This window comes from Salipaludibacillus neizhouensis (assembly GCF_002886185.1).
GTDB classification, from domain to species: Bacteria; Bacillota; Bacilli; order Bacillales; family Salisediminibacteriaceae; genus Salipaludibacillus; species Salipaludibacillus neizhouensis.
Genome location: NZ_KZ614146.1, coordinates 842956 through 860505 on the forward strand (window position 1 = coordinate 842956; position 17550 = coordinate 860505).

A 17550-nucleotide genomic window follows, 5' to 3' on the forward strand; every position below is an offset into this window, starting at 1 on the left:
AGAAAAGAATTTATAAATTAGCAGCTACCTTCACACCGCAAGTATCAAGGGAAACCCACCCTTGATACTTAAAAGATGGCGGCGGAAGCTGACGCTGTATGTAACAAAAGACGGCTATGCCGTTTTTCTTATCTATTGTTGGTTTGTTAGTTATGTCCATAATTTTAAGAAGGTAGTATCAAACTGGGAATGAGCCTGTTGATACTGCCTTACTCGTGTGAATTAAATTACCACCGTAAGTATAGTAATATTTTACATAGATAGGTGCAGAAGGGAACGAGAGTTTTGAAAAAAGTTGTCATGTTTAGCGTATTGATATTCCTATTGTTTGGGTGTGGGGAGGAAGAAATTTGGCAACCAATCTCGGATCAGGACAAGGAGCAAGAGTTACTTCAATTCATGGAATCATATAAGGACACTTGGGAAAAAAGTCTGGAAGGACAAACATACTCATTAATGGAAACTCATTTTGTACCAAATACTCATGTATATCATATGGAAAGAAAACAACATCAAGACTTAATTGCTGAAAGAAGTATTGAATCTTTGGTTGGATTCTCAAATGTCATTGTTGAGGAAAGTGAGTATGATGATGAGTATCGCGTGCAATGGACAGAAACAATCGCGATTGAAAAAATAGGGTCTTCAGAAGAAGTAACTCGTTTGAGACAATATTATATTTCAGAAGGAAGTTCCGGTTATAGAATTACTGCCATTGAAACTCTCGAAGAATAAGTTTTATCAGTATAGGGAAATGAAGTCTTAATTGGCGAATAAAGGCTTCTTAAGACTTCTGTACTTCTAGATTTTTTCCACATCAAATACTCGAAAGCCTTGGGATTCCAAGTGGTTTGTCAGTTTATCTAGGGTAGTTTTTGTTGTATCTTTAGGAAGAGTCACAATAATTCTGCGGAAGAAAGTGCTTTCGTTGTCTAATGTCATCAGACTGTGAATATTGGTAAACTTCTTCATGCTCGTAAGCATCGTACTTAATGCACCTTGGTACTCATGAGTAGACACAGTTAGTGTATAACTCCCAGTTTTAATTCCCCATGAATCCTCCAGTAATTCCATGACATTCGCGTGTGTTAAAATACCTGTGAAATGGTTGTTTGAATCTAACACTGCTAAATAAGGATATTTTTTAATGTTACTGAATACTCGAAAGAAGGATGCTTGTTCTTGTATGTAAACATCTTCATCCGAAATAAGAGTCATAATAGAATCTTCCCACGTAACAGCTTCTTTTACGATTGCTCGGTAAACGTCTTGTAAATAGATATTCCCTTTAAAACTGCTGGAAAATTCATCTAGAACTGGTATACATCGATAGCCACTTGCCTCCAATTCATCGAGGGCCTCCTTAATAGTGAAGGATTCTCTGCAGAAACGAACATTTTTCTTATCGATAATATTATATTTAATCTTCATGAAGTTCTCCTTTCTTATACAAGAATAACTTTATTATAAATGAAAAAACTCAAGAAAAAAGCAGTCTTTAAAAAACAGTGAATAATTAGATAGATGATTCTTAATAAATGATATAATACTTAATAGAAAAACTAGAGAGGTGTTTAAAATATGAAAGCACTTATTGTCATTGATTATACGAACGATTTTGTAGCAGAGGATGGAAACCTAACTTGCGGGGAACGAGGACAGTCTATTGAAGGACGAATCACAGAAATTTCCCGACAATTTATTGAATCTAACGATTATACTATATTTGCAGTAGACGCGCATGAAGAGAAAGATCTTTATCATCCGGAAACAAAATTGTTTCCTGCACATAATGTGAAAGGGACAACCGGACGGAAGCTATATGGTCAATTAGGTCAGTATGTAGATGATATTACCTACTCAGGTGAGCATAGCTATGAATGGATGGACAAAACGAGATATAGTGCGTTTGCCGGAACTGATTTAGAAATCAAATTGCGTGAACGACAAATTCAGGAGATTCACCTGGTTGGGGTATGCACAGATATATGTATTCTTCATACAGCAGTAGATGCTTATAACAAAGGCTTTACAATCATCATTCACAGAGATGCCGTGGAAAGTTTTAATCCTATAGGGCACGAATGGGCGTTGGGACATTTTAAAGAGACATTAGGTGCAGTTGTCATAGAAAAATGGTCAAATGAAAAAATCTAGCATGTTTTTTCTTCTATAAGGGTATGTAAAATGGTATGTACTTAATAGGAGGGATATTCATGGATTTACGAACAGTACGAAAAAAGTTAGAAGAACTTGCTCATCAGAGTCAAGAACTTAAAAACTCTTATCACAGGCTGGATGAAATGGAAAAGAAAGAATTTAAAGTTGGTTATTCATTGGACCGCGATGTAGATGAATTAGCAGAACATTTATTTGAATGGTCAGAAACACAATTTGAAAGAAATAAATAGAAATTAAAACGAAAGTGGCTTGATACCAACCGCGGGGTTACTATTACAAAAAAGTCAAAGGAGTTAAAAGATTCTGTTGTTACCTTTTAACTCCTTTTTATGTATAAGTTTACAAGTGCCCTTACGTCAAGCGTTTTTCTTATGGTTTTATTATCCCACAGAGTGAATTTATTTTTTCTGAAAAGGTAAAATGATATAATAATGCAAAAGATAAAAAGGTGGTGGAATATATGTTAAAGGATATAACGAAAACGATGGAAAATGGTATGAAAGTGTGGCCGGGAGATATTCATTTCTCATACACATCTTTAGCGGCAATTCGAGACGGAGACGCGGTCAATGTCGGTAAACTAGAAATGAGTACTCATACAGGAACGCATCTAGATGCTCCTTACCATTATGATCAAGATGGAATTGGTATTGATGAAATCCCACTCGATATTTTATGCGGAAACTGTATCGTAATAGAACTTTTTAATGTACATACGATAACGAAAGATCATTTAACATCTCTGAATTTTAAAGGAGTTGAAAAGGTCCTTTTTAAAACTACTCAATTAAAAGAGGGGCATAGTTATCAGGATTTCCCCGTGTTTTCAAAAGACTCGGCTCCTTTTTTAAAGGAAATGGGAGTTCATCTCATCGGCACGGATGCTGCTTCTGTAGATCCGTTAAATAGTAAAAATTTAGAAGCGCATCATTCTTTTAAGGAAACAAACATCTTTATTTTAGAAGGTCTAGAACTTTTTCAAGTGGAGCCGGGGTTCTATCACTTGACAGCACTTCCTTTGAAATTAAAAGGCGGGGACGGTTGTCCTGTTAGAGCTATTTTATCAAGTATCTAAAGGCTTGCTTTTTGTCAAAGTAAATTCATGAAAAAGCACACAATATTTTGTTGCATCTTAGCTTGCTTTTCTCACCTTTTACGATATGTTATAGTATATTTAATAGCGGAGGGAAAAGAAATGATAAAAAAAGAAACCAGAAATAATTTGCTTGAAACATTTGAGAAGCAGCAAAGGACCTTTGTTTATTTTTATGCCCCGATGTGTGGGACTTGCCTGATGGCGAGAAAGTTTATTGAAATGGTCGAACAGGTTGAAGGAGAAGATTTTGTTTATGAATTTGACTTGAATTTTCTTAAGACGGAAGCCTATGAATGGGAAGTGCAAAGTGTTCCATGTTTAATACTATTTAATGGAAACAAACCAGAGAAAAAACTATATGCATTTGAATCTGTTACAAAGGTTTTCGAATGGGTAAAAGAAAATAACAAAACGAGACAAGGAGAGGTACAATGAGCGCACCTGCATTTACACTGAATGACATGCACACAGATAAAGTACATGACTTAGAAGATTATAAAGGAAAAGCACTGATGATCACATTTTGGTCTTCTTCGTCTCCGGATAGTCAACGAGATCTTGCTAATAAAGAAAAGCTTTATCGAGCCATGCAAACAGATAAGTTCGACATGTTAATGATTAATGTCACTGGATTAGAGCATAAAGAACAAGCGGCAGAAACGTATTACAAGGAAAATGATTTTACTTTTCCAGTAGCGAAGGATGACGGGACAAAGATTTACGACAAGTACCAATGTATGTCGGTCCCTACCACATATTTGCTGGATAAAGACCATGAAATTGTATCTCGATTCAATGATAAAGCATCGTTTCCGCAAATGTTGACAACCATTGGAGAAGTTATTGCAGATTAAATTACTCTCAAAATAATATCCGAAAAAAACCTCTAGTCTAATTATGACTAGAGGTTTTTCCTTTTAGTAAGTGTGCTAACTGTTCAAGGTTTCAATGCTGTTCTATAAATCCCTTTGACTAATTCCCTCGCTGCGGCTGGATAGTGCGCTTCATCTAAATCATGACAAGCTTTCTCTATATCGTAACCAACTCTTCGGAATTGGACTTGAATGTCTTTCTCGGCTCTTTCAAACAAAAGATACGAAGCTCGTGGATCCCCATCAAATGGTAAACCCACACTTCCGGTATTAAGTATTTTTTTTCCTTCAAAACTCCTCATATAAGGAAAATGTATGTGACCATACAAATAATAATTGGCACGTGGATTTGCATCGATAAACGGTTTTAAATCATCGTTTGGAACTTGGTTAGAAACTACATCGAATATGCTAGTTGGGGTAGCATGAAAAGCAAATAATTGCGATTGGTTTGATAATGGAATTTCCAACGTTATAGGAAGCTCATGTAAGTAGTTAATGTCTTCGTCACTGAGTTGCTCTCTAGCCCAAGCCTGTTCTGTTTGCATTAATGATAATGCCTTGTCGGGAACATCACCTTGTTGCACGCCTCTGACGATCCATTCATCGGCATTTCCTTTAATCACTTTAGCCTGCAACTCACGAACCAAATTCAAGCATTCTTTCGGTTTTGCTCCACGGTAAGAGATATCACCTAATACGGCTACATGGGTAGCGCCGACCTTGGATACATCATCCAGTACAGATTTCAATGCTTGTTCGTTTCCGTGAATATCTGAAATAACAGCTAATTTCATTGGAAAACCTCCTAATTAATGATCTCTTTTCTCTACTTTAACAAACAAGAGCGAATATGTGAAATAGGCACGCTCGTTGGGTTCAGGATGACTTTATGATACGATAATAAATACAATATAAACAAAACGAAAGGGGTATCCAAACGTGAGAGTTATTTCAGTAGAGCCAACACCGAGTCCAAACACAATGAAGTTTACGTTAAGTGAATCTCTCCCTCATGGTACAGCACATAATTTTACATTAAAAAATAAAGAAGATTCACCATCTTTTGTTCAAGAAATATTTGAAGTAGAAGGGGTGAAAGGGGTTTATCATGTAGCAGATTTTCTTGCCGTCGAGAGAAACCCTAAAGTTGACTGGAAAGTTATTTTGCCAAAAGTAAGACAAGTTTTTGGGGAAGAGGCAGAAGAAGAGCAGGGTACTAAAATCGATGAGCACTTCGGTGAAGTAACAGTGAGTATTCAAGAATTTAAAGGTATTCCTATGCAAGTAAAAGTATCTGATGGAGAAAATGAAGAAAGAGTAGGGTTGCCAGAAAGATTTGTTGATTCTGTTAGTAAAGCAACGTTAGAAGAAGATAATGTTGTCCTCATGAGAAAGTGGAAAGAACAGCGACCTAGATATGGAGATTTAAAAGACGTAGGGAATGAAGTCGCAGAAGAACTTCAGGCAACGTTTACAGAGACAAGATTGAAGGATTTAGTCGAAACTGCTACGCAATCCAATGATAGCCTTACGCTTGAAAAACCAAAAAAAGAATGGTTAAAAGTTACGGAAGATATGCTGGATGATGAAGATTGGAAAAAGCGTTTTGCTGTTTTAGAACAAATGAATCCTGAAATCGATGATTTACCTGTTTTAGAAAAAGCCTTGAAGGATGAAAAACCATCGATCCGCAGGCTTGCAACTGTTTATTTAGGGATGATTGAAGACGATAAAATTATCCCATATTTAGAAAAAGCCTTGAATGATAAAACAGTTACCGTTAGAAGAACTGCAGGAGATGCGATGTCGGACATTGGAAGTAAAGCAGGAATACCGGCAATGATAAGATCGCTGCAAGATAAAAGTAAACTTGTTCGATGGCGCGCAGCTATGTTCTTATATGAAGTAGGAGATGAAACAGCCATTCCAGCTCTGAAGGAAGCAGAGGAAGATCCAGAGTTTGAAGTAAGTATGCAAGTGAAAATTGCATTGGAAAGAATTCAAGGTGGCGAAGAGGCAAGAGGTTCAGTCTGGAAACAGATGACGGAAGCCTTCGAATAAAATAATGGATGTCTCAGTTGTCATAGCTTGAGACATCCTCTTGCTTTTTAAGAGATAATTTATAAAAGAAGCAGCTACCTTCTCGCCGCACGTATTCAAGGGAAACCCATCCTTGATACTTAAATGATGGCGGCGGAAGCTGACGCTGGATTTAATAAAGACGGCTCTGCCGTTTTTATTAAGAGTTAAGAATTTATAAGTTGACAGCTATCTTTACGCCACAAGTATCAAGGGAAACCCACCCTTGATACTTAAATGATGGTGGCTTTAAAGATCACGCTGTATTTAATAAAAGACGCTTTGCGTTTTTCTTATTTATCACGTACTAGAGGCATCGTACAGCATCGAAAAGACCCGCCGGATTTGATAATTTCGGTAATATCAACTTCCAGAACCTCATATCCCCGGATACGAAGTTGCTGGTTCACTTCTCTGTTAATTGGTAAACTAAGAATTTTTTTATTACCTATGGACAGAACGTTTGTTCCTAGAGTGAATTGCTCTTCCTCATTTACTTCAATAAGTTCAAAGTGACTAGCTAGTATTTTCTTCTCTTTATTACTAAAGGCATTAGAATAAATCAACGCTTCTTTTTCGGAAATAATATTGAATACACAATCTAGATGAAGATATTTTTCCAAAAATGGAACAGTGATTACCTCATACTCATGTAATATCTTTTGCATATGGTTAATTGCATTTTGGTTCGTCCGATCGCTTAATCCAATAAATAATTGATGGCCATTAATGATGACGTCTCCGCCTTCAATCATGTCACCTATTAAGTTATAGTAGGAGATGCCGTTTTGTTCCAGCCACGTTTTCAAGACATTTTCTTCTCCAATTCGAGGAGAATGAGCCATATCTGCAACAAACGTTGTTTGACCTAAAGTAAAGCCGATATCCCGTGTAAACACTTGTTCAGGAAATTCCTCCATCTCAGGGAGAAGTGTGACTTGGACGTCATGCCTTCTTAACGTTTCTACAAGGTTTTGATGTTGTTCCATTGCTTTTTCTATGTGTAATCCTTCATCTTTAAAATGCTTTTGGGTTTCGTTAATTAGCGATTTGATGGTCATATGTTTTGGTTCACAAAGAACCACATGCTGTAGCTTGTCATATTCAGTACGGCAGTATGACTTCACAGTTTTATTTGATAATAATGACATAGTAAACCTCCAATTGAATTTCTAATTTCACTTAGTATTTCTTGTTTGAACATCTTTATGAGTAATATTAAAACAATTTTGCGGGGATAATTGAATTTCACACACTAAGTCGCTCTACTTATAAGTGTATAGTCTCGGAATGCTCGCCTATCATTCACGGAAAGCGGGCGGTAATTGTTTCGGAACAGACTTCAGTGATAATAAAGCTACAAAATAAGAAAAAAGACGCTACACGTTTTTCTTATAAGAATTTGACAGCTATCTTTACGCCACGCGCATAAAGGGAAGTTCGCCCTTGATGCTTAAATGATGGTGGCTTTAAAGATCACGCTGTATTTACCAAAAGACACTACGCGTTTTTGGCATCAACTAATAATATGGAAAGTAAAGGTAGTATGTGGTAGCATAAAAATAGCTGTAATATACAAAAAAATGGAGGAATACATATGACACGAGATGAATTAGTAGCTGAACTGGAAAATAAAAAATTGACAGAAGTAATAGACTTAATTGAAGAAGCCGAAGCAGGATACCTTACAGAATTAGAATTAGCACCTTCCTTAGGATTACTTCGAGACGATACCTTAAATGAAGCAGTACTAAACTATTTATCCTCACAAGGAGTAGAAATCATTTACGTAACCGAAGACGAGGAATAAGTACTTACATAAAGGAGTAAATAATGAGACCAACACCAGATCAAGCATTAGATGAAAGAACGTTAACTGTCTGGAAAATTGCAGCGGCAATAGGTTCTATCCTTTACTTTGTGTTTCCGGCAGCTTATTGGGGAGCTTTAAAATTTTGGGAGTTCCCCGATTGGATTTTTTACGCACTTATTTTCGTAGCAATCCTTTTTGCACTAATTAATATTTTTTTTATACAAAAGCTTCAATGGAGCAGATGGCGATATAAAATTTACGATAATGAAGTGGAATTAATGCACGGGGTTTTCGTTGTAAGAAGAGTAATTATTCCGATGATTCGTGTTCAACATGTAGATACACGTCAGGGACCAATTATGCGTTATTATAAACTTGCAAGTGTAACTATCTCAACTGCCGCTACGACACATGAAATACCTGGGCTTTCTCTTGAAAAAGCAGGAACATTGAGAGATCATATTGCGCAGTTAGCAAGGGAAGCTGATCCTAATGAATGATTGGAAACGGCAACATCCAGCCTCCATATTTATTAGTTTTATTAATAATGTTAAACAGATGATTATTACGTTTATCGCGATTTTTATTTTTGGTCAATCGCAAACAACGGGTTCTTTTTATTATTTAATTTTCTTCGGTGCTATTCTGTTATTTTCTATAGGAAGTGGCTTTATTGGTTGGTGGAAATTCAAATATATATTGAGACAAGATGAACTGCAAATTAAACAAGGACTTATTTTCAGGAAAAACAGATTTATTCGGAAGGACCGTATACAAAGCATTGATATCAATGCTAAATTATTACAACGACTGTTCGGTTTAGTCGAAGTAAGAATTGAAACTGCTGGAGGTGGAAATGAGCCAGAGTTTCGAATTGTTGCTTTGAGAAAAGAAGAGGCAGAACAAATAAAGAAACAGTTGTTAAAAAAGTATAAAATGAAAACCAAATTAGAATCTGATGAACAATCGGTAAATAATGAAGATTTTAATGAAAAGCTACCTAAGGAAGAGGAAGAAGAGTTCTATTCCTCTGATGGAACAGAAACGAAAGAATATCAGCTAGAAGAGGTTTCTGAGGACATGGAGGAAGAAGAGGAAAAAAAGCCTGAATATCAATGGGAATTAGGTAATCGCCGTCTTTTCGTTGCTGCATTGACTTCTAGTGGAGTTGGGATTGCAGCCACATTTATTGCTGCAATAATGTCGCAAGCTCCTCAGTTTTTACCTGATTGGCTTTTTGAATCGGTTATCGGGTGGTTTTTAGAGTCAAGTGTCCTACTTATAGGCGGAACTATTGTATTTGTACTTCTAACTGCTTGGTTGTTCACATTAGTTGGGACATTGCTTAAATACGGTTTATTTAAGTTAACGAAAATCAAAGACGAGATTCATATATCTCGCGGCGTCATTGATCAGCGTCAACTGACTCTAAATGCGAGTAGAATAACTGCGGTGAGAATTGTTCAGTCGCCTCTAAGACAGCTGTTCCGATATGTTTCCGTGTATGTGGAGAGTGCTGGTGGTGGCACGAAGGAAGAAGACCTCTCAACCGTCTTAATTCCTTTATGCAAGAGGATGGATGTACCTGAGATTTTAAATCAAATAATCCCGGATTTTGCATTTACACCTACCTATGAAGGAATACCTAAGGAAAGTTTACGAAGATACATGATTAAGCTTATTGTTCCGCCAGTAGTAGTTGCAGGTGTAGCGACATATTTTTTACCATATGGTTGGATTGCATTTGTTCTTCCTATTGTAGGGGCAGTTATTGGTTATTTTCAATATAAGTCAGCTGGTATCTCACTGCATAAAGAATTTCTGTGTATAAAAAGCAGAGTCATATCAAAAACAGAGGTTTTTATACCAAGAAAAAGAATTCAGGACATGGAGTCTACTCAAAATGTTCTCCAAAAATTAGATCAATTATATACGATTCATGTCTCTGTACTAACTTCAATGATGGGTAAAACATTTTCATTAAGACATATAAGCTTGTCTCAAATTGAAAAAGGGCATATGTGGTATTCCTATCAGGAAGAATTTTTACAATCAGCAGATAAAAAGACATCAACCGACCTCTAATAGGTATGGTTGACGTCTTTTTTTTTAAAAGGTATTCGAATTCGCCGCTGTCTTCAGCCTCTTAAACAGAGATATGTCCTGCAAGAACAACTCTATTTCGCTTTAAAGCTACTTTCCACCAACAACAGATTTTAGTCTTATCCATTAATCGTTTGAAAACTGAGTGGCATAGGTCGTTAGGACACGTTCCCCTTTATCAGAAGTAAACTCAAATCGGTCAAAGGTAACATCTGGTGAGTCATCATCTTTTATTTCCCTTTCGTAGTGATGCTGAACAACGAACTGGGTATCGTTATTAGCATAGGAAAGAAAATTAACACCCTCCAGAGATTGTTTTTTAAATGTATCCAATAACTGGATAAGTAAGGAGTTATGACAATATACAGAATGTTCATGGCCAATCCCAAGCTTCTCTAATCCTCTTTCAAGTGCTAGTAATGAAGGACTCTCCAGTTCATTAACCAAAATACGATAAGGATCAAATTGCGCTTTATTTAAGCGAATGACCGATCCATGACTTAATTCAACTTCTTCATTATCAGTAGTTTCAAATAATAGGCCTTTCACGTATAGAGCAGCTTTCCATTGCCCTTCTGTTTTGATTTCGAATTCAAAAGGGCATCCATCAAGACTGAGTGATTCCTTTTTTTTCTCATCATAGATGAATAGCTTTCTTCCCTTTTTGACAATGTGATAGTAAACATAAACATCCTCAAAAATTAGGTGTTCTGATTTTAATTTTCTGAGCTCTTGTTGAATTCTTGATAATGTTCTGTCCGATTGATCAATTTCATCTTGAATTTGGGTCCATCTGTTCTTCAATGCATGCGCAATGGAAGCTTCGTACGATAGTTTAAAAGGTTCAATTAGGGCTTCTAGCTGTTGTCCTGAGAATTCAATCTCTTGATTGTATGCATGGATCAACGGCTCTACTTCCTCGCCATTTATTTCAAGAGGAGGGTATTCGAATACCCCAACAATAGTGACAAGTCCTTTCCATGGTGTGTTGGGGGGAGCTATAATTTTATGAAGCACACCAACATATTGACCATGATCACGTGTCTTAACCTTAACCTGTTTCCCAATATATTTTTTACCTTGTTGTCGATTCATAATCAAACCTCACTTCAATCATTCTTTTTGTCAGACAAAGACTAGCTATCACTCTCATATTCCTCTATATCTTTCTTATTATTCTATCATGATTTGTTAACTAACAACAAAGAGTTTTATCAACATAAGTGGATAAATAATGGCTATTAGGTAACTAGACAGCAATTAATAAGGCACCGTTCCGCGGGCTCTGCTTATACCGTTGCTTTAAATGATGGAGTCGCCGCATTTCGCTTCCTTAATTTTCTCTTTCAAAACAAAAGTGTTTCGAATAAATACACTCAATAAAATTTATAACGTACAGAAGAGCAAATTTATGTTAAATTTATTTCGCTTTCACATGAGCTTTTTTGATAAATTTCTCCTTTTTGTGAGGTGAAGATTTATTCCCCGGAAATTTAATGATTCAAAAGACCCGGACCTTTTACTTGTGGATTTTGTTACAAGTTACTCATAAAAAATGTAGCAGCATGATGCAGACCTTTTAAGACAAGGCTTTGTACACTTATTACAATATATCCCACTTGGAATTGTTGCAAACCGTCATAACTTTGTAAAGCTTCTAACATCTAAATGTAATCCATATTTAGGGACAATGTCTCCTGCTATATACCGAAAAAGTGTTTATGCTGATTTAATGACCCCCCTTAAAAATTAAGGGGCACTCGAACAAATATACTGCACACATAGCGAGGTGTTTTATGGTGCTGAAAAATCTAATAGTAAAATCAAATCAAACTGAAGAAATAGAGCAGACTGTTTTATCCATTCAAATGGGCAATCAGGATATTGAAAATTATTTTATAAATAAATATATACCTTTTATTAAAAAAGTAACTGCGGGAGTATGCAAAAGGTACATTAATCCATCAAGAGATGATGAATTTAGTATTGCTATGATTGCCTTTAGTGAAGCAATTCATCACTATTCATCTAATAAAGGAAGTTCATTTTTATCATTTGCTAACCTTGTCATTCGAAGGAGGGTAATTGACTATATTCGAATGGAGCAGCGAAGGAGAACACCTTTGTCGTTTGACTATAAAGATGAAGAGAAAGAAAACATGGAGAACCTTGCAGAAGTAGCAGCTTCTTTTCAAACCTACCACACAAAACTTGAAAAAGAATGCCGTCAAGAGGAAATTTTACATTTTCAAGAAAGACTTCAATCATTTGGAATCAAATTAACGGAGGTTGCCAATCAGTGTCCTAAACATTATGATGCTAGAATAAATATGATCGAAATTTCGAGAATTATCATGAAGCATGATGATATACTCCACACACTTTTAGTGAAGAAGAGATTGCCGGTGAATCAACTCATGGCACATATTTCAATGAGTCGGAAAACCATCGAGCGAAATCGTAAATATATTATTGCGATGGTTATTGTATTTAACGAAGATTATTATTATTTGAAAGATTATTTAAAGGAGTGGTTTTGATGCAAAGAGGGGTCGTCATGGAGATCACTAAACTCTATATGATCGTCTTGACGAAAGATGGGGAGTTTATCCGTGCTGAATTAAACTTCGGTGCGGATATTGGGGAAGAAGTGTTGTATTCAAAAATTCCTCTCTACAGTTTTCCTCATTTCTTTAATCAAAAACTATACAGTGTACCATTTGTTTTTCTACTAGTATTTTTAATTACATTTCCTATCCCTAATTGGTTTGAATCAAATAAGGCTTACGGAGTTGTCTCACTCGACCTCAATTCCACTATTGAGTTAGCAGTTGATCGTAATTATGAGGTTCTATCTATGAACGGATATAATAAAACAGGCGAAGAATTAGTAAATTCGATGGATTCGTCGGTAGAGGGTAAAACTTTAGGTCGAGCAACTACTTTACTATTGAAGGAGGGAATCAAACTCGGAATTATTAAATCCCTTGATTCTATCTTTATTAGTTCATCGGTGGATTTTGATGAAAACTCTAACTGGGGTACGAACTTTTATTCTTGGTCTTCTTCAATAGTGAATGAGTATGGCTTTGTAATCTATCCAATTTATGTTGAAACAGAGGTAAGTGAACAGGCTAAGCAATTATCAATATCACCTATTAAATATGTGCTCCTCGCTCAGCATGAAGGCGAAATTGATTTTTCTAATATGACAAACACCTCGATTTCAACTATTGAAAAAGAAGTTGGGAAGTCCGTGACTCATCTAAAGGAGCTTGTGTTCCTTTCCGATCAAAACGAAAACATAAGTCCTTGAAAAACCCACATCAATTAATCATATAAGAAAAAAGGCAGAGCCGTCTTTTATTAAATACAGCGTCAGCTTCCGCCGGCTTAAGTAGCACCTACTTAGTGCGTGTAAGTGCTACTCGAAAGGTGGCGGTTTTCCCTTGACAGACGTGGCGTAAAGATAGCTGTCAACTTATACTTTCTTATCTCATATAAAAAAAGATGCAACCTTTTGGTTGCATCTCTTTTAGCTTTTTTCATTTTGTTTATACCTTAGCTCATTTAGTTTTAACAGGTGGTTCATTCTATCCATTCGAGTGGCTTGCAAATCTGATGCCTGTCGTTTCAAAAACGTATTCATTGTTGACAAAGTATCTAGTAATTCATGATATTTTTCATGTTTATGCGAATCGGATAAAGACTGATATGTTTTCAAAAGATTAGGAAGATCATGTTGAATCATCCTTTTTAAATGATGCTTCTCTTCCACATTTAGTAGATGATATTCTTCCGTACATCGTTGTAATTCTAAGACTAATTGCTTTAACGATTTAGCAATAGTATGATCGAGTTTTTGATACTGAGAATACGAATGTTCTGCTGAGCTTAGAAGTGCTTTGACTTGATCTTGAACATCCGGAGATGGCGTAATAGATTGCTCGGGTGAAGTAGATTCAGCCAATTGTGACTCACTAGGTACAGGTTCTCCTGATAAAGATAAGTCCAGGCGGTGGATATGATGGAATAGCGACTGGAACAAGGGATGTCTTCTAATATTTCTTACGGTTGTTGTTTTTCCACCCATTTGATAATAAATAGTAGAGTCGATAATTTTACCGAAACCATTTTCTGTTTTTACATTTTGTCGATACGTCGTAATATAGACTCTTTTCTTAATAGTTGAAGAAGATTTGTTCGTATCGATCATTTCGATATGGATTTTTTTTTCTTTAATTTTAATTTTATAAGCGAAACCTTGAATACTTCTTTTGAATGTTTTATTTAGGCGAGGCAACTCAGAGAGAGAAGACAGGTCTGAAATAAATTCCTCAAGCTCAAAGATGAATTCTTTGGTTTGTTCATTCATAAAGCTAGGTTCTTCTAAGGGTTTCATATAATTAGGAAGTAAAGGGATCACCCAGCTTTGCTCTAATAGTCGCTCACGCCAATTCACGTGGTCACCTCATTCTGTTCCGTTAGTTAAGAAGTTTTTTTTCCATTTGTTTATTTAACTCATCCATTTCAGTAATAAACTTTTTACTGGAATCTATAATACGGGTATTCGATTCTTCCGTCATCTCAATCGCTGCGTATACATCTTCGTAAGCCTTTTTAAATGTTTCTATTGCTATAGCAGGCTCCTCCAATGTTTTAAGTGTTTCTTCTGTATTAGATTTTAGCATTTCAGCATTACTTAAGAGCATGGACTCCGTCGTCTGATTGACATTTTTTACAGCATCGATCACCCTTTTTTGATTACTTAGTGATAGTTGAATAGAGGCTGTGACAGTAATAATATTTTTCGTCATCGTGATCGCGTTGAATATTGCTTCCTCTAGTTTCTCATTATTTTCAACAATAATATCGACAGATGCTAATGATTGCTGTAAAACAAGGACCGCTTGCTGCATGTTCCTGACCCTAGCCAAAACCTTTTGTTGTCCTTTTTGGATAGGGGATGGATCTTCCTGCCACTCATCTTTCTTTAATTCTTCTTCAAGCATGCTATTTAAATGCTTTCCAGTATCAATTTGAGTATTTAACCCAATAATTCTTTCTTTCGCTATATCTTTTAATTGATATAACATGACGGTATCTTCTTGCAAGCGATCTTTGCCGTGTAAGAGAGCTTCTATGATTGTATCTACTTCTGATTCAATCGATTGGTATTTTCTTGCGTATTTTTCAGCTGGACTCTTACGGATAACTTTTGTCATGAATTGCTTGAACTTCCCCTGTTTTAAATGGTTTGGCTCCAAATCAGATACAACATCTTTAAGTTTAGATAACTGATCAGGTAAGTCGTGGTTCGGATCATTCATCATGTCGCTTACAGGACGTCTAAGGGCTTCCAATGATTCCCCTGCTTTTTCTTGTTCTTTCGTTCCTAACTTTCCAATTGACTCAAGAATTTCATGAATATCTTGTTTCTCATATGAGGAGAGATCATTTGGGTTTTGAACATTTTCAGGTGTTTCCTCCGGCTTATTTTCGGCAGTTACTTTTTTATCTTCATTCATATGCAAAACCTCCATTTTTGAGGGTACTGTTTTTTGAGCTTTCTTATTTACGGTAGATCTATGATAAAAGTTTCATTACTACCCTTGTACCCTAAATTATACAGGTATGAAACGAAGGAGACAATTCAAGAGATTAAAAAACAAAGGTTTTTTGTATTTAACTGGGATCACTCTATATTCCTCTATACATATTATGTACTATTAGATAGAATTCTGATAGTAGTAATTTAGAATCCCATAGTGAAATATTGACTATTTATTTGAGGAGTGAAACGATGTGTTTAATAGGCGTCGCCATTAATGAACACAAGGATTACCCTTTTATCCTAGTTGCAAATAGAGACGAATTATACAACAGACCAACAAAAGAAGCTCATTATTGGCCGGATTACCCTTTGATGCTAGCAGGGAAAGACCTTGTGAAAGGGGGAACATGGCTGGGAATTTCCAAGGAAGGGAAACTAGCAGCATTAACAAATTACCGAGAATTAGATGAGAAGCAATATGCTCATTCCCGTGGACAACTGGTTACTTCTTTTATTAACAGTGCTTCTGAATTTGAAAAAATACTAAAAAATAAAAATTGTTATCCCGGTTTTAATCTTTTATATGGTACCACAGAAAAACTGGTATATACTTCTAATAGAGACAATCAAAAGAGAAGTATTACTAAGGGGATTCACGCACTAGCAAATGCTAGTCTGAATTCACCATGGCCAAAAGCTATGGCTTTAAAGAAAGGGCTTCACGAAATATTATCATTATCATCGAATGATGGTTTAGAACAATCATTATTTCAGTTGCTTTCTGATGAAAAGCATTTTAATGACGAATTATTACCGGATACGGGAGTTGGATTAACACTGGAGAGAAAACTTTCACCAATATTCATTAATATCGAAGGTTATGGGACAAGATCTAGTACAGTTATTATGGCAGACCGCAAAGGTAACGTTACTTTTACTGAAAAAGCTCATGCACCTAAATCACATATAAATACCTATGAATTTAAGATTGGTAAAAATACGTTCAATAAAAGGTAGCTTAAAGTGGTGAAAGCTATGGATAGTTAGATAAATACTGGTAAAAGCTCAACATATCAGTTGAAGTTTATCATATAGATTACATCAATTCAGAAGGACCAAAGAAAATTGTAATATCCTTAATAAATTTGGATGCAGAATTGGATTGCAATAATTCTGTGAAAAAAATAGACAGTGGGATGATGATAAAGTGGATTCTAAACAAAAGTTTGATAAGTACAGCTCTATTTATGATTTGAGGTCCCGTGGTGTCTTCTTTGTATCAACTATTGACGGTAACCGTGCTCATTTTCATTTGGCTGCTGGTCAACGCAATGTTCCCATGAACCTCCTCGCATGTTAACTTGTTTTCCAAAGGAGTTTGAAGGGACAGAAATATTAAAGAAATCCGGTGTGTGGGCATTGAGTATGGTGGCTTCAGATCAGGAAGAATTTCATGATCACTTCTTTTCAGGTGATCAATCGATCAAAGATATTGGTGAAGATAAATTTAAGTATGCGGAAACTGGCTGTCCTATTTTAAAGGATGCCGTAGCTTATTTTGATTGCAAAGTTTCATCTTTAATTGACAACGGGGATTTTATTATTGCCATTGGTGATATTGTACAAGGAGAAGCCTTACATCCGGAAAAGAAAACACTTAATGTTGAATATGTCTCTACTGAACGAAACCAGCATTCTCGAAAAGGACCTCTTACACTTCCATATAAAGGCTTTGAATTATGAATAAAAAACATAGAAGATCAAAAATTTTGAGAAATTACAGTATAGTGGTGTACTGATATCAAAATTTTTGTGAGAGTTAACTTCGGATTAGAACATGCATACTTAT

At 35.9% G+C, this 17550-nt stretch carries 19 protein-coding genes and 1 pseudogene; 14 read left to right on the forward strand and 6 right to left on the reverse strand.

Annotation, left to right across the window (positions count from 1 at the left end; genetic code table 11):
* Nucleotides 1–285 precede the first annotated feature (285 nt).
* Complete coding sequence (locus CEF18_RS03935; protein WP_110935294.1) at nucleotides 286–735, forward strand: TcaA NTF2-like domain-containing protein; 450 nt, start codon at nucleotides 286–288, stop codon at nucleotides 733–735.
* A gap of 66 nt (nucleotides 736–801) precedes the next feature.
* Here CEF18_RS03935 and cbpA read toward each other — a convergent pair whose 3' ends face one another.
* A complete protein-coding gene (cbpA, locus tag CEF18_RS03940) occupies nucleotides 802–1431 on the reverse strand; it encodes a cyclic di-AMP binding protein CbpA (RefSeq protein ID WP_110935295.1) in 630 nt (209 codons plus the stop codon).
* A gap of 150 nt (nucleotides 1432–1581) precedes the next feature.
* Here cbpA and CEF18_RS03945 point away from each other — a divergent pair, with 150 nt between their 5' ends.
* From CEF18_RS03945 to CEF18_RS03965, 5 genes are all read left to right on the forward strand, one after another.
* Nucleotides 1582–2157 (forward strand): cysteine hydrolase family protein, encoded by a 576-nt coding sequence (locus CEF18_RS03945; protein ID WP_110935296.1) that lies wholly within the window; start codon nucleotides 1582–1584, stop codon nucleotides 2155–2157.
* A 59-nt stretch (nucleotides 2158–2216) separates the two neighbouring features.
* A complete protein-coding gene (locus CEF18_RS03950) occupies nucleotides 2217–2411 on the forward strand; it encodes a hypothetical protein (protein WP_110935297.1) in 195 nt (64 codons plus the stop codon).
* Nucleotides 2412–2641: 230 nt separating this feature from the next.
* Nucleotides 2642–3256: a cyclase family protein gene (locus CEF18_RS03955; protein ID WP_110935298.1), complete on the forward strand. Its 615-nt coding sequence runs from the start codon at nucleotides 2642–2644 to the stop codon at nucleotides 3254–3256.
* Between the two features lie 120 nt (nucleotides 3257–3376).
* Nucleotides 3377–3712 carry a thioredoxin family protein gene (locus tag CEF18_RS03960; RefSeq protein ID WP_183041036.1) on the forward strand — a complete coding sequence of 112 codons (336 nt, stop codon included), beginning with the start codon at nucleotides 3377–3379 and terminating at the stop codon, nucleotides 3710–3712.
* Nucleotides 3709–4131 carry a TlpA disulfide reductase family protein gene (locus CEF18_RS03965; RefSeq protein ID WP_110935300.1) on the forward strand — a complete coding sequence of 141 codons (423 nt, stop codon included), beginning with the start codon at nucleotides 3709–3711 and terminating at the stop codon, nucleotides 4129–4131. Before CEF18_RS03960 ends, CEF18_RS03965 begins: the two co-directional genes overlap by 4 nt.
* Nucleotides 4132–4214: 83 nt before the next feature.
* On the opposite strand, the gene CEF18_RS03970 is transcribed toward CEF18_RS03965, so the two are convergent.
* Nucleotides 4215–4946: a metallophosphoesterase family protein gene (locus CEF18_RS03970; RefSeq protein ID WP_110935301.1), complete on the reverse strand. Its 732-nt coding sequence runs from the start codon at nucleotides 4944–4946 to the stop codon at nucleotides 4215–4217.
* A gap of 145 nt (nucleotides 4947–5091) precedes the next feature.
* On the opposite strand from CEF18_RS03970, the gene CEF18_RS03975 reads away from it, so the two are divergent.
* A complete protein-coding gene (locus tag CEF18_RS03975) occupies nucleotides 5092–6213 on the forward strand; it encodes a conserved virulence factor C family protein (protein WP_110935302.1) in 1122 nt (373 codons plus the stop codon).
* Nucleotides 6214–6524: 311 nt separating this feature from the next.
* On the opposite strand, the gene CEF18_RS03980 is transcribed toward CEF18_RS03975, so the two are convergent.
* Nucleotides 6525–7382 carry a dimethylarginine dimethylaminohydrolase family protein gene (locus CEF18_RS03980; RefSeq protein WP_110935303.1) on the reverse strand — a complete coding sequence of 286 codons (858 nt, stop codon included), beginning with the start codon at nucleotides 7380–7382 and terminating at the stop codon, nucleotides 6525–6527.
* A gap of 446 nt (nucleotides 7383–7828) precedes the next feature.
* Between CEF18_RS03980 and CEF18_RS03985 the strand changes: the two genes are divergently transcribed.
* The 3 genes from CEF18_RS03985 to CEF18_RS03995 are packed head-to-tail and all read left to right on the forward strand — an operon-like array spanning nucleotide 7829 to nucleotide 10129.
* Nucleotides 7829–8041 (forward strand): hypothetical protein, encoded by a 213-nt coding sequence (locus CEF18_RS03985; RefSeq protein WP_110935304.1) that lies wholly within the window; start codon nucleotides 7829–7831, stop codon nucleotides 8039–8041.
* 23 nt (nucleotides 8042–8064) lie between these two features.
* A complete protein-coding gene (locus tag CEF18_RS03990) occupies nucleotides 8065–8544 on the forward strand; it encodes a PH domain-containing protein (protein WP_223292220.1) in 480 nt (159 codons plus the stop codon).
* Nucleotides 8537–10129 (forward strand): PH domain-containing protein, encoded by a 1593-nt coding sequence (locus CEF18_RS03995; protein WP_110935306.1) that lies wholly within the window; start codon nucleotides 8537–8539, stop codon nucleotides 10127–10129. The genes CEF18_RS03990 and CEF18_RS03995 overlap by 8 nt, the downstream gene beginning before the upstream one ends.
* Nucleotides 10130–10273: 144 nt before the next feature.
* Here CEF18_RS03995 and CEF18_RS04000 read toward each other — a convergent pair whose 3' ends face one another.
* Nucleotides 10274–11242: a DUF2777 family protein gene (locus CEF18_RS04000; RefSeq protein ID WP_110935307.1), complete on the reverse strand. Its 969-nt coding sequence runs from the start codon at nucleotides 11240–11242 to the stop codon at nucleotides 10274–10276.
* Between the two features lie 701 nt (nucleotides 11243–11943).
* Here CEF18_RS04000 and sigI point away from each other — a divergent pair.
* Complete coding sequence (gene sigI / locus CEF18_RS04005) at nucleotides 11944–12687, forward strand: RNA polymerase sigma-I factor (protein ID WP_110935308.1); 744 nt, start codon at nucleotides 11944–11946, stop codon at nucleotides 12685–12687.
* Nucleotides 12687–13463, forward strand: coding sequence for an anti-sigma factor domain-containing protein (locus CEF18_RS04010; RefSeq protein ID WP_110935309.1), 777 nt, complete (start codon nucleotides 12687–12689; stop codon nucleotides 13461–13463). The genes sigI and CEF18_RS04010 overlap by 1 nt, the downstream gene beginning before the upstream one ends.
* Nucleotides 13464–13682: 219 nt before the next feature.
* Here CEF18_RS04010 and CEF18_RS04015 read toward each other — a convergent pair whose 3' ends face one another.
* Nucleotides 13683–14609, reverse strand: coding sequence for a hypothetical protein (locus CEF18_RS04015; RefSeq protein ID WP_110935310.1), 927 nt, complete (start codon nucleotides 14607–14609; stop codon nucleotides 13683–13685).
* 22 nt (nucleotides 14610–14631) lie between these two features.
* Nucleotides 14632–15675 carry a toxic anion resistance protein gene (locus CEF18_RS04020; RefSeq protein WP_110935311.1) on the reverse strand — a complete coding sequence of 348 codons (1044 nt, stop codon included), beginning with the start codon at nucleotides 15673–15675 and terminating at the stop codon, nucleotides 14632–14634.
* A gap of 275 nt (nucleotides 15676–15950) precedes the next feature.
* On the opposite strand from CEF18_RS04020, the gene CEF18_RS04025 reads away from it, so the two are divergent.
* Together CEF18_RS04025 and CEF18_RS04030 are read left to right on the forward strand one after the other, a co-directional pair.
* On the forward strand, nucleotides 15951–16718 hold the full coding sequence (locus CEF18_RS04025; RefSeq protein ID WP_110935312.1) for an NRDE family protein: 768 nt from the start codon (nucleotides 15951–15953) through the stop codon (nucleotides 16716–16718).
* Nucleotides 16719–17033: 315 nt separating this feature from the next.
* Nucleotides 17034–17444: pseudogene (locus tag CEF18_RS04030) on the forward strand (flavin reductase family protein); the annotation flags it as partial.
* Nucleotides 17445–17550 lie beyond the last annotated feature (106 nt).

Excerpts from the sequence above, each read along its gene's own strand:
- cbpA (WP_110935295.1), bottom strand. The coding sequence starts at position 1,431 with ATGAAGATTAAATATAATATTATCGATAAGAAAAATGTTCGTTTCTGC.
- CEF18_RS03945 (WP_110935296.1), top strand. The coding sequence starts at position 1,582 with ATGAAAGCACTTATTGTCATTGATTATACGAACGATTTTGTAGCAGAG.
- CEF18_RS03950 (WP_110935297.1), top strand. The coding sequence starts at position 2,217 with ATGGATTTACGAACAGTACGAAAAAAGTTAGAAGAACTTGCTCATCAG.
- CEF18_RS03955 (WP_110935298.1), top strand. The coding sequence starts at position 2,642 with ATGTTAAAGGATATAACGAAAACGATGGAAAATGGTATGAAAGTGTGG.
- CEF18_RS03960 (WP_183041036.1), top strand. The coding sequence starts at position 3,377 with ATGATAAAAAAAGAAACCAGAAATAATTTGCTTGAAACATTTGAGAAG.
- CEF18_RS03965 (WP_110935300.1), top strand. The coding sequence starts at position 3,709 with ATGAGCGCACCTGCATTTACACTGAATGACATGCACACAGATAAAGTA.
- CEF18_RS03970 (WP_110935301.1), bottom strand. The coding sequence starts at position 4,946 with ATGAAATTAGCTGTTATTTCAGATATTCACGGAAACGAACAAGCATTG.
- CEF18_RS03980 (WP_110935303.1), bottom strand. The coding sequence starts at position 7,382 with ATGTCATTATTATCAAATAAAACTGTGAAGTCATACTGCCGTACTGAA.
- CEF18_RS03985 (WP_110935304.1), top strand. The coding sequence starts at position 7,829 with ATGACACGAGATGAATTAGTAGCTGAACTGGAAAATAAAAAATTGACA.
- CEF18_RS03990 (WP_223292220.1), top strand. The coding sequence starts at position 8,065 with ATGAGACCAACACCAGATCAAGCATTAGATGAAAGAACGTTAACTGTC.
- CEF18_RS03995 (WP_110935306.1), top strand. The coding sequence starts at position 8,537 with ATGAATGATTGGAAACGGCAACATCCAGCCTCCATATTTATTAGTTTT.
- CEF18_RS04000 (WP_110935307.1), bottom strand. The coding sequence starts at position 11,242 with ATGAATCGACAACAAGGTAAAAAATATATTGGGAAACAGGTTAAGGTT.
- sigI (WP_110935308.1), top strand. The coding sequence starts at position 11,944 with ATGGTGCTGAAAAATCTAATAGTAAAATCAAATCAAACTGAAGAAATA.
- CEF18_RS04010 (WP_110935309.1), top strand. The coding sequence starts at position 12,687 with ATGCAAAGAGGGGTCGTCATGGAGATCACTAAACTCTATATGATCGTC.
- CEF18_RS04020 (WP_110935311.1), bottom strand. The coding sequence starts at position 15,675 with ATGAATGAAGATAAAAAAGTAACTGCCGAAAATAAGCCGGAGGAAACA.
- CEF18_RS04025 (WP_110935312.1), top strand. The coding sequence starts at position 15,951 with ATGTGTTTAATAGGCGTCGCCATTAATGAACACAAGGATTACCCTTTT.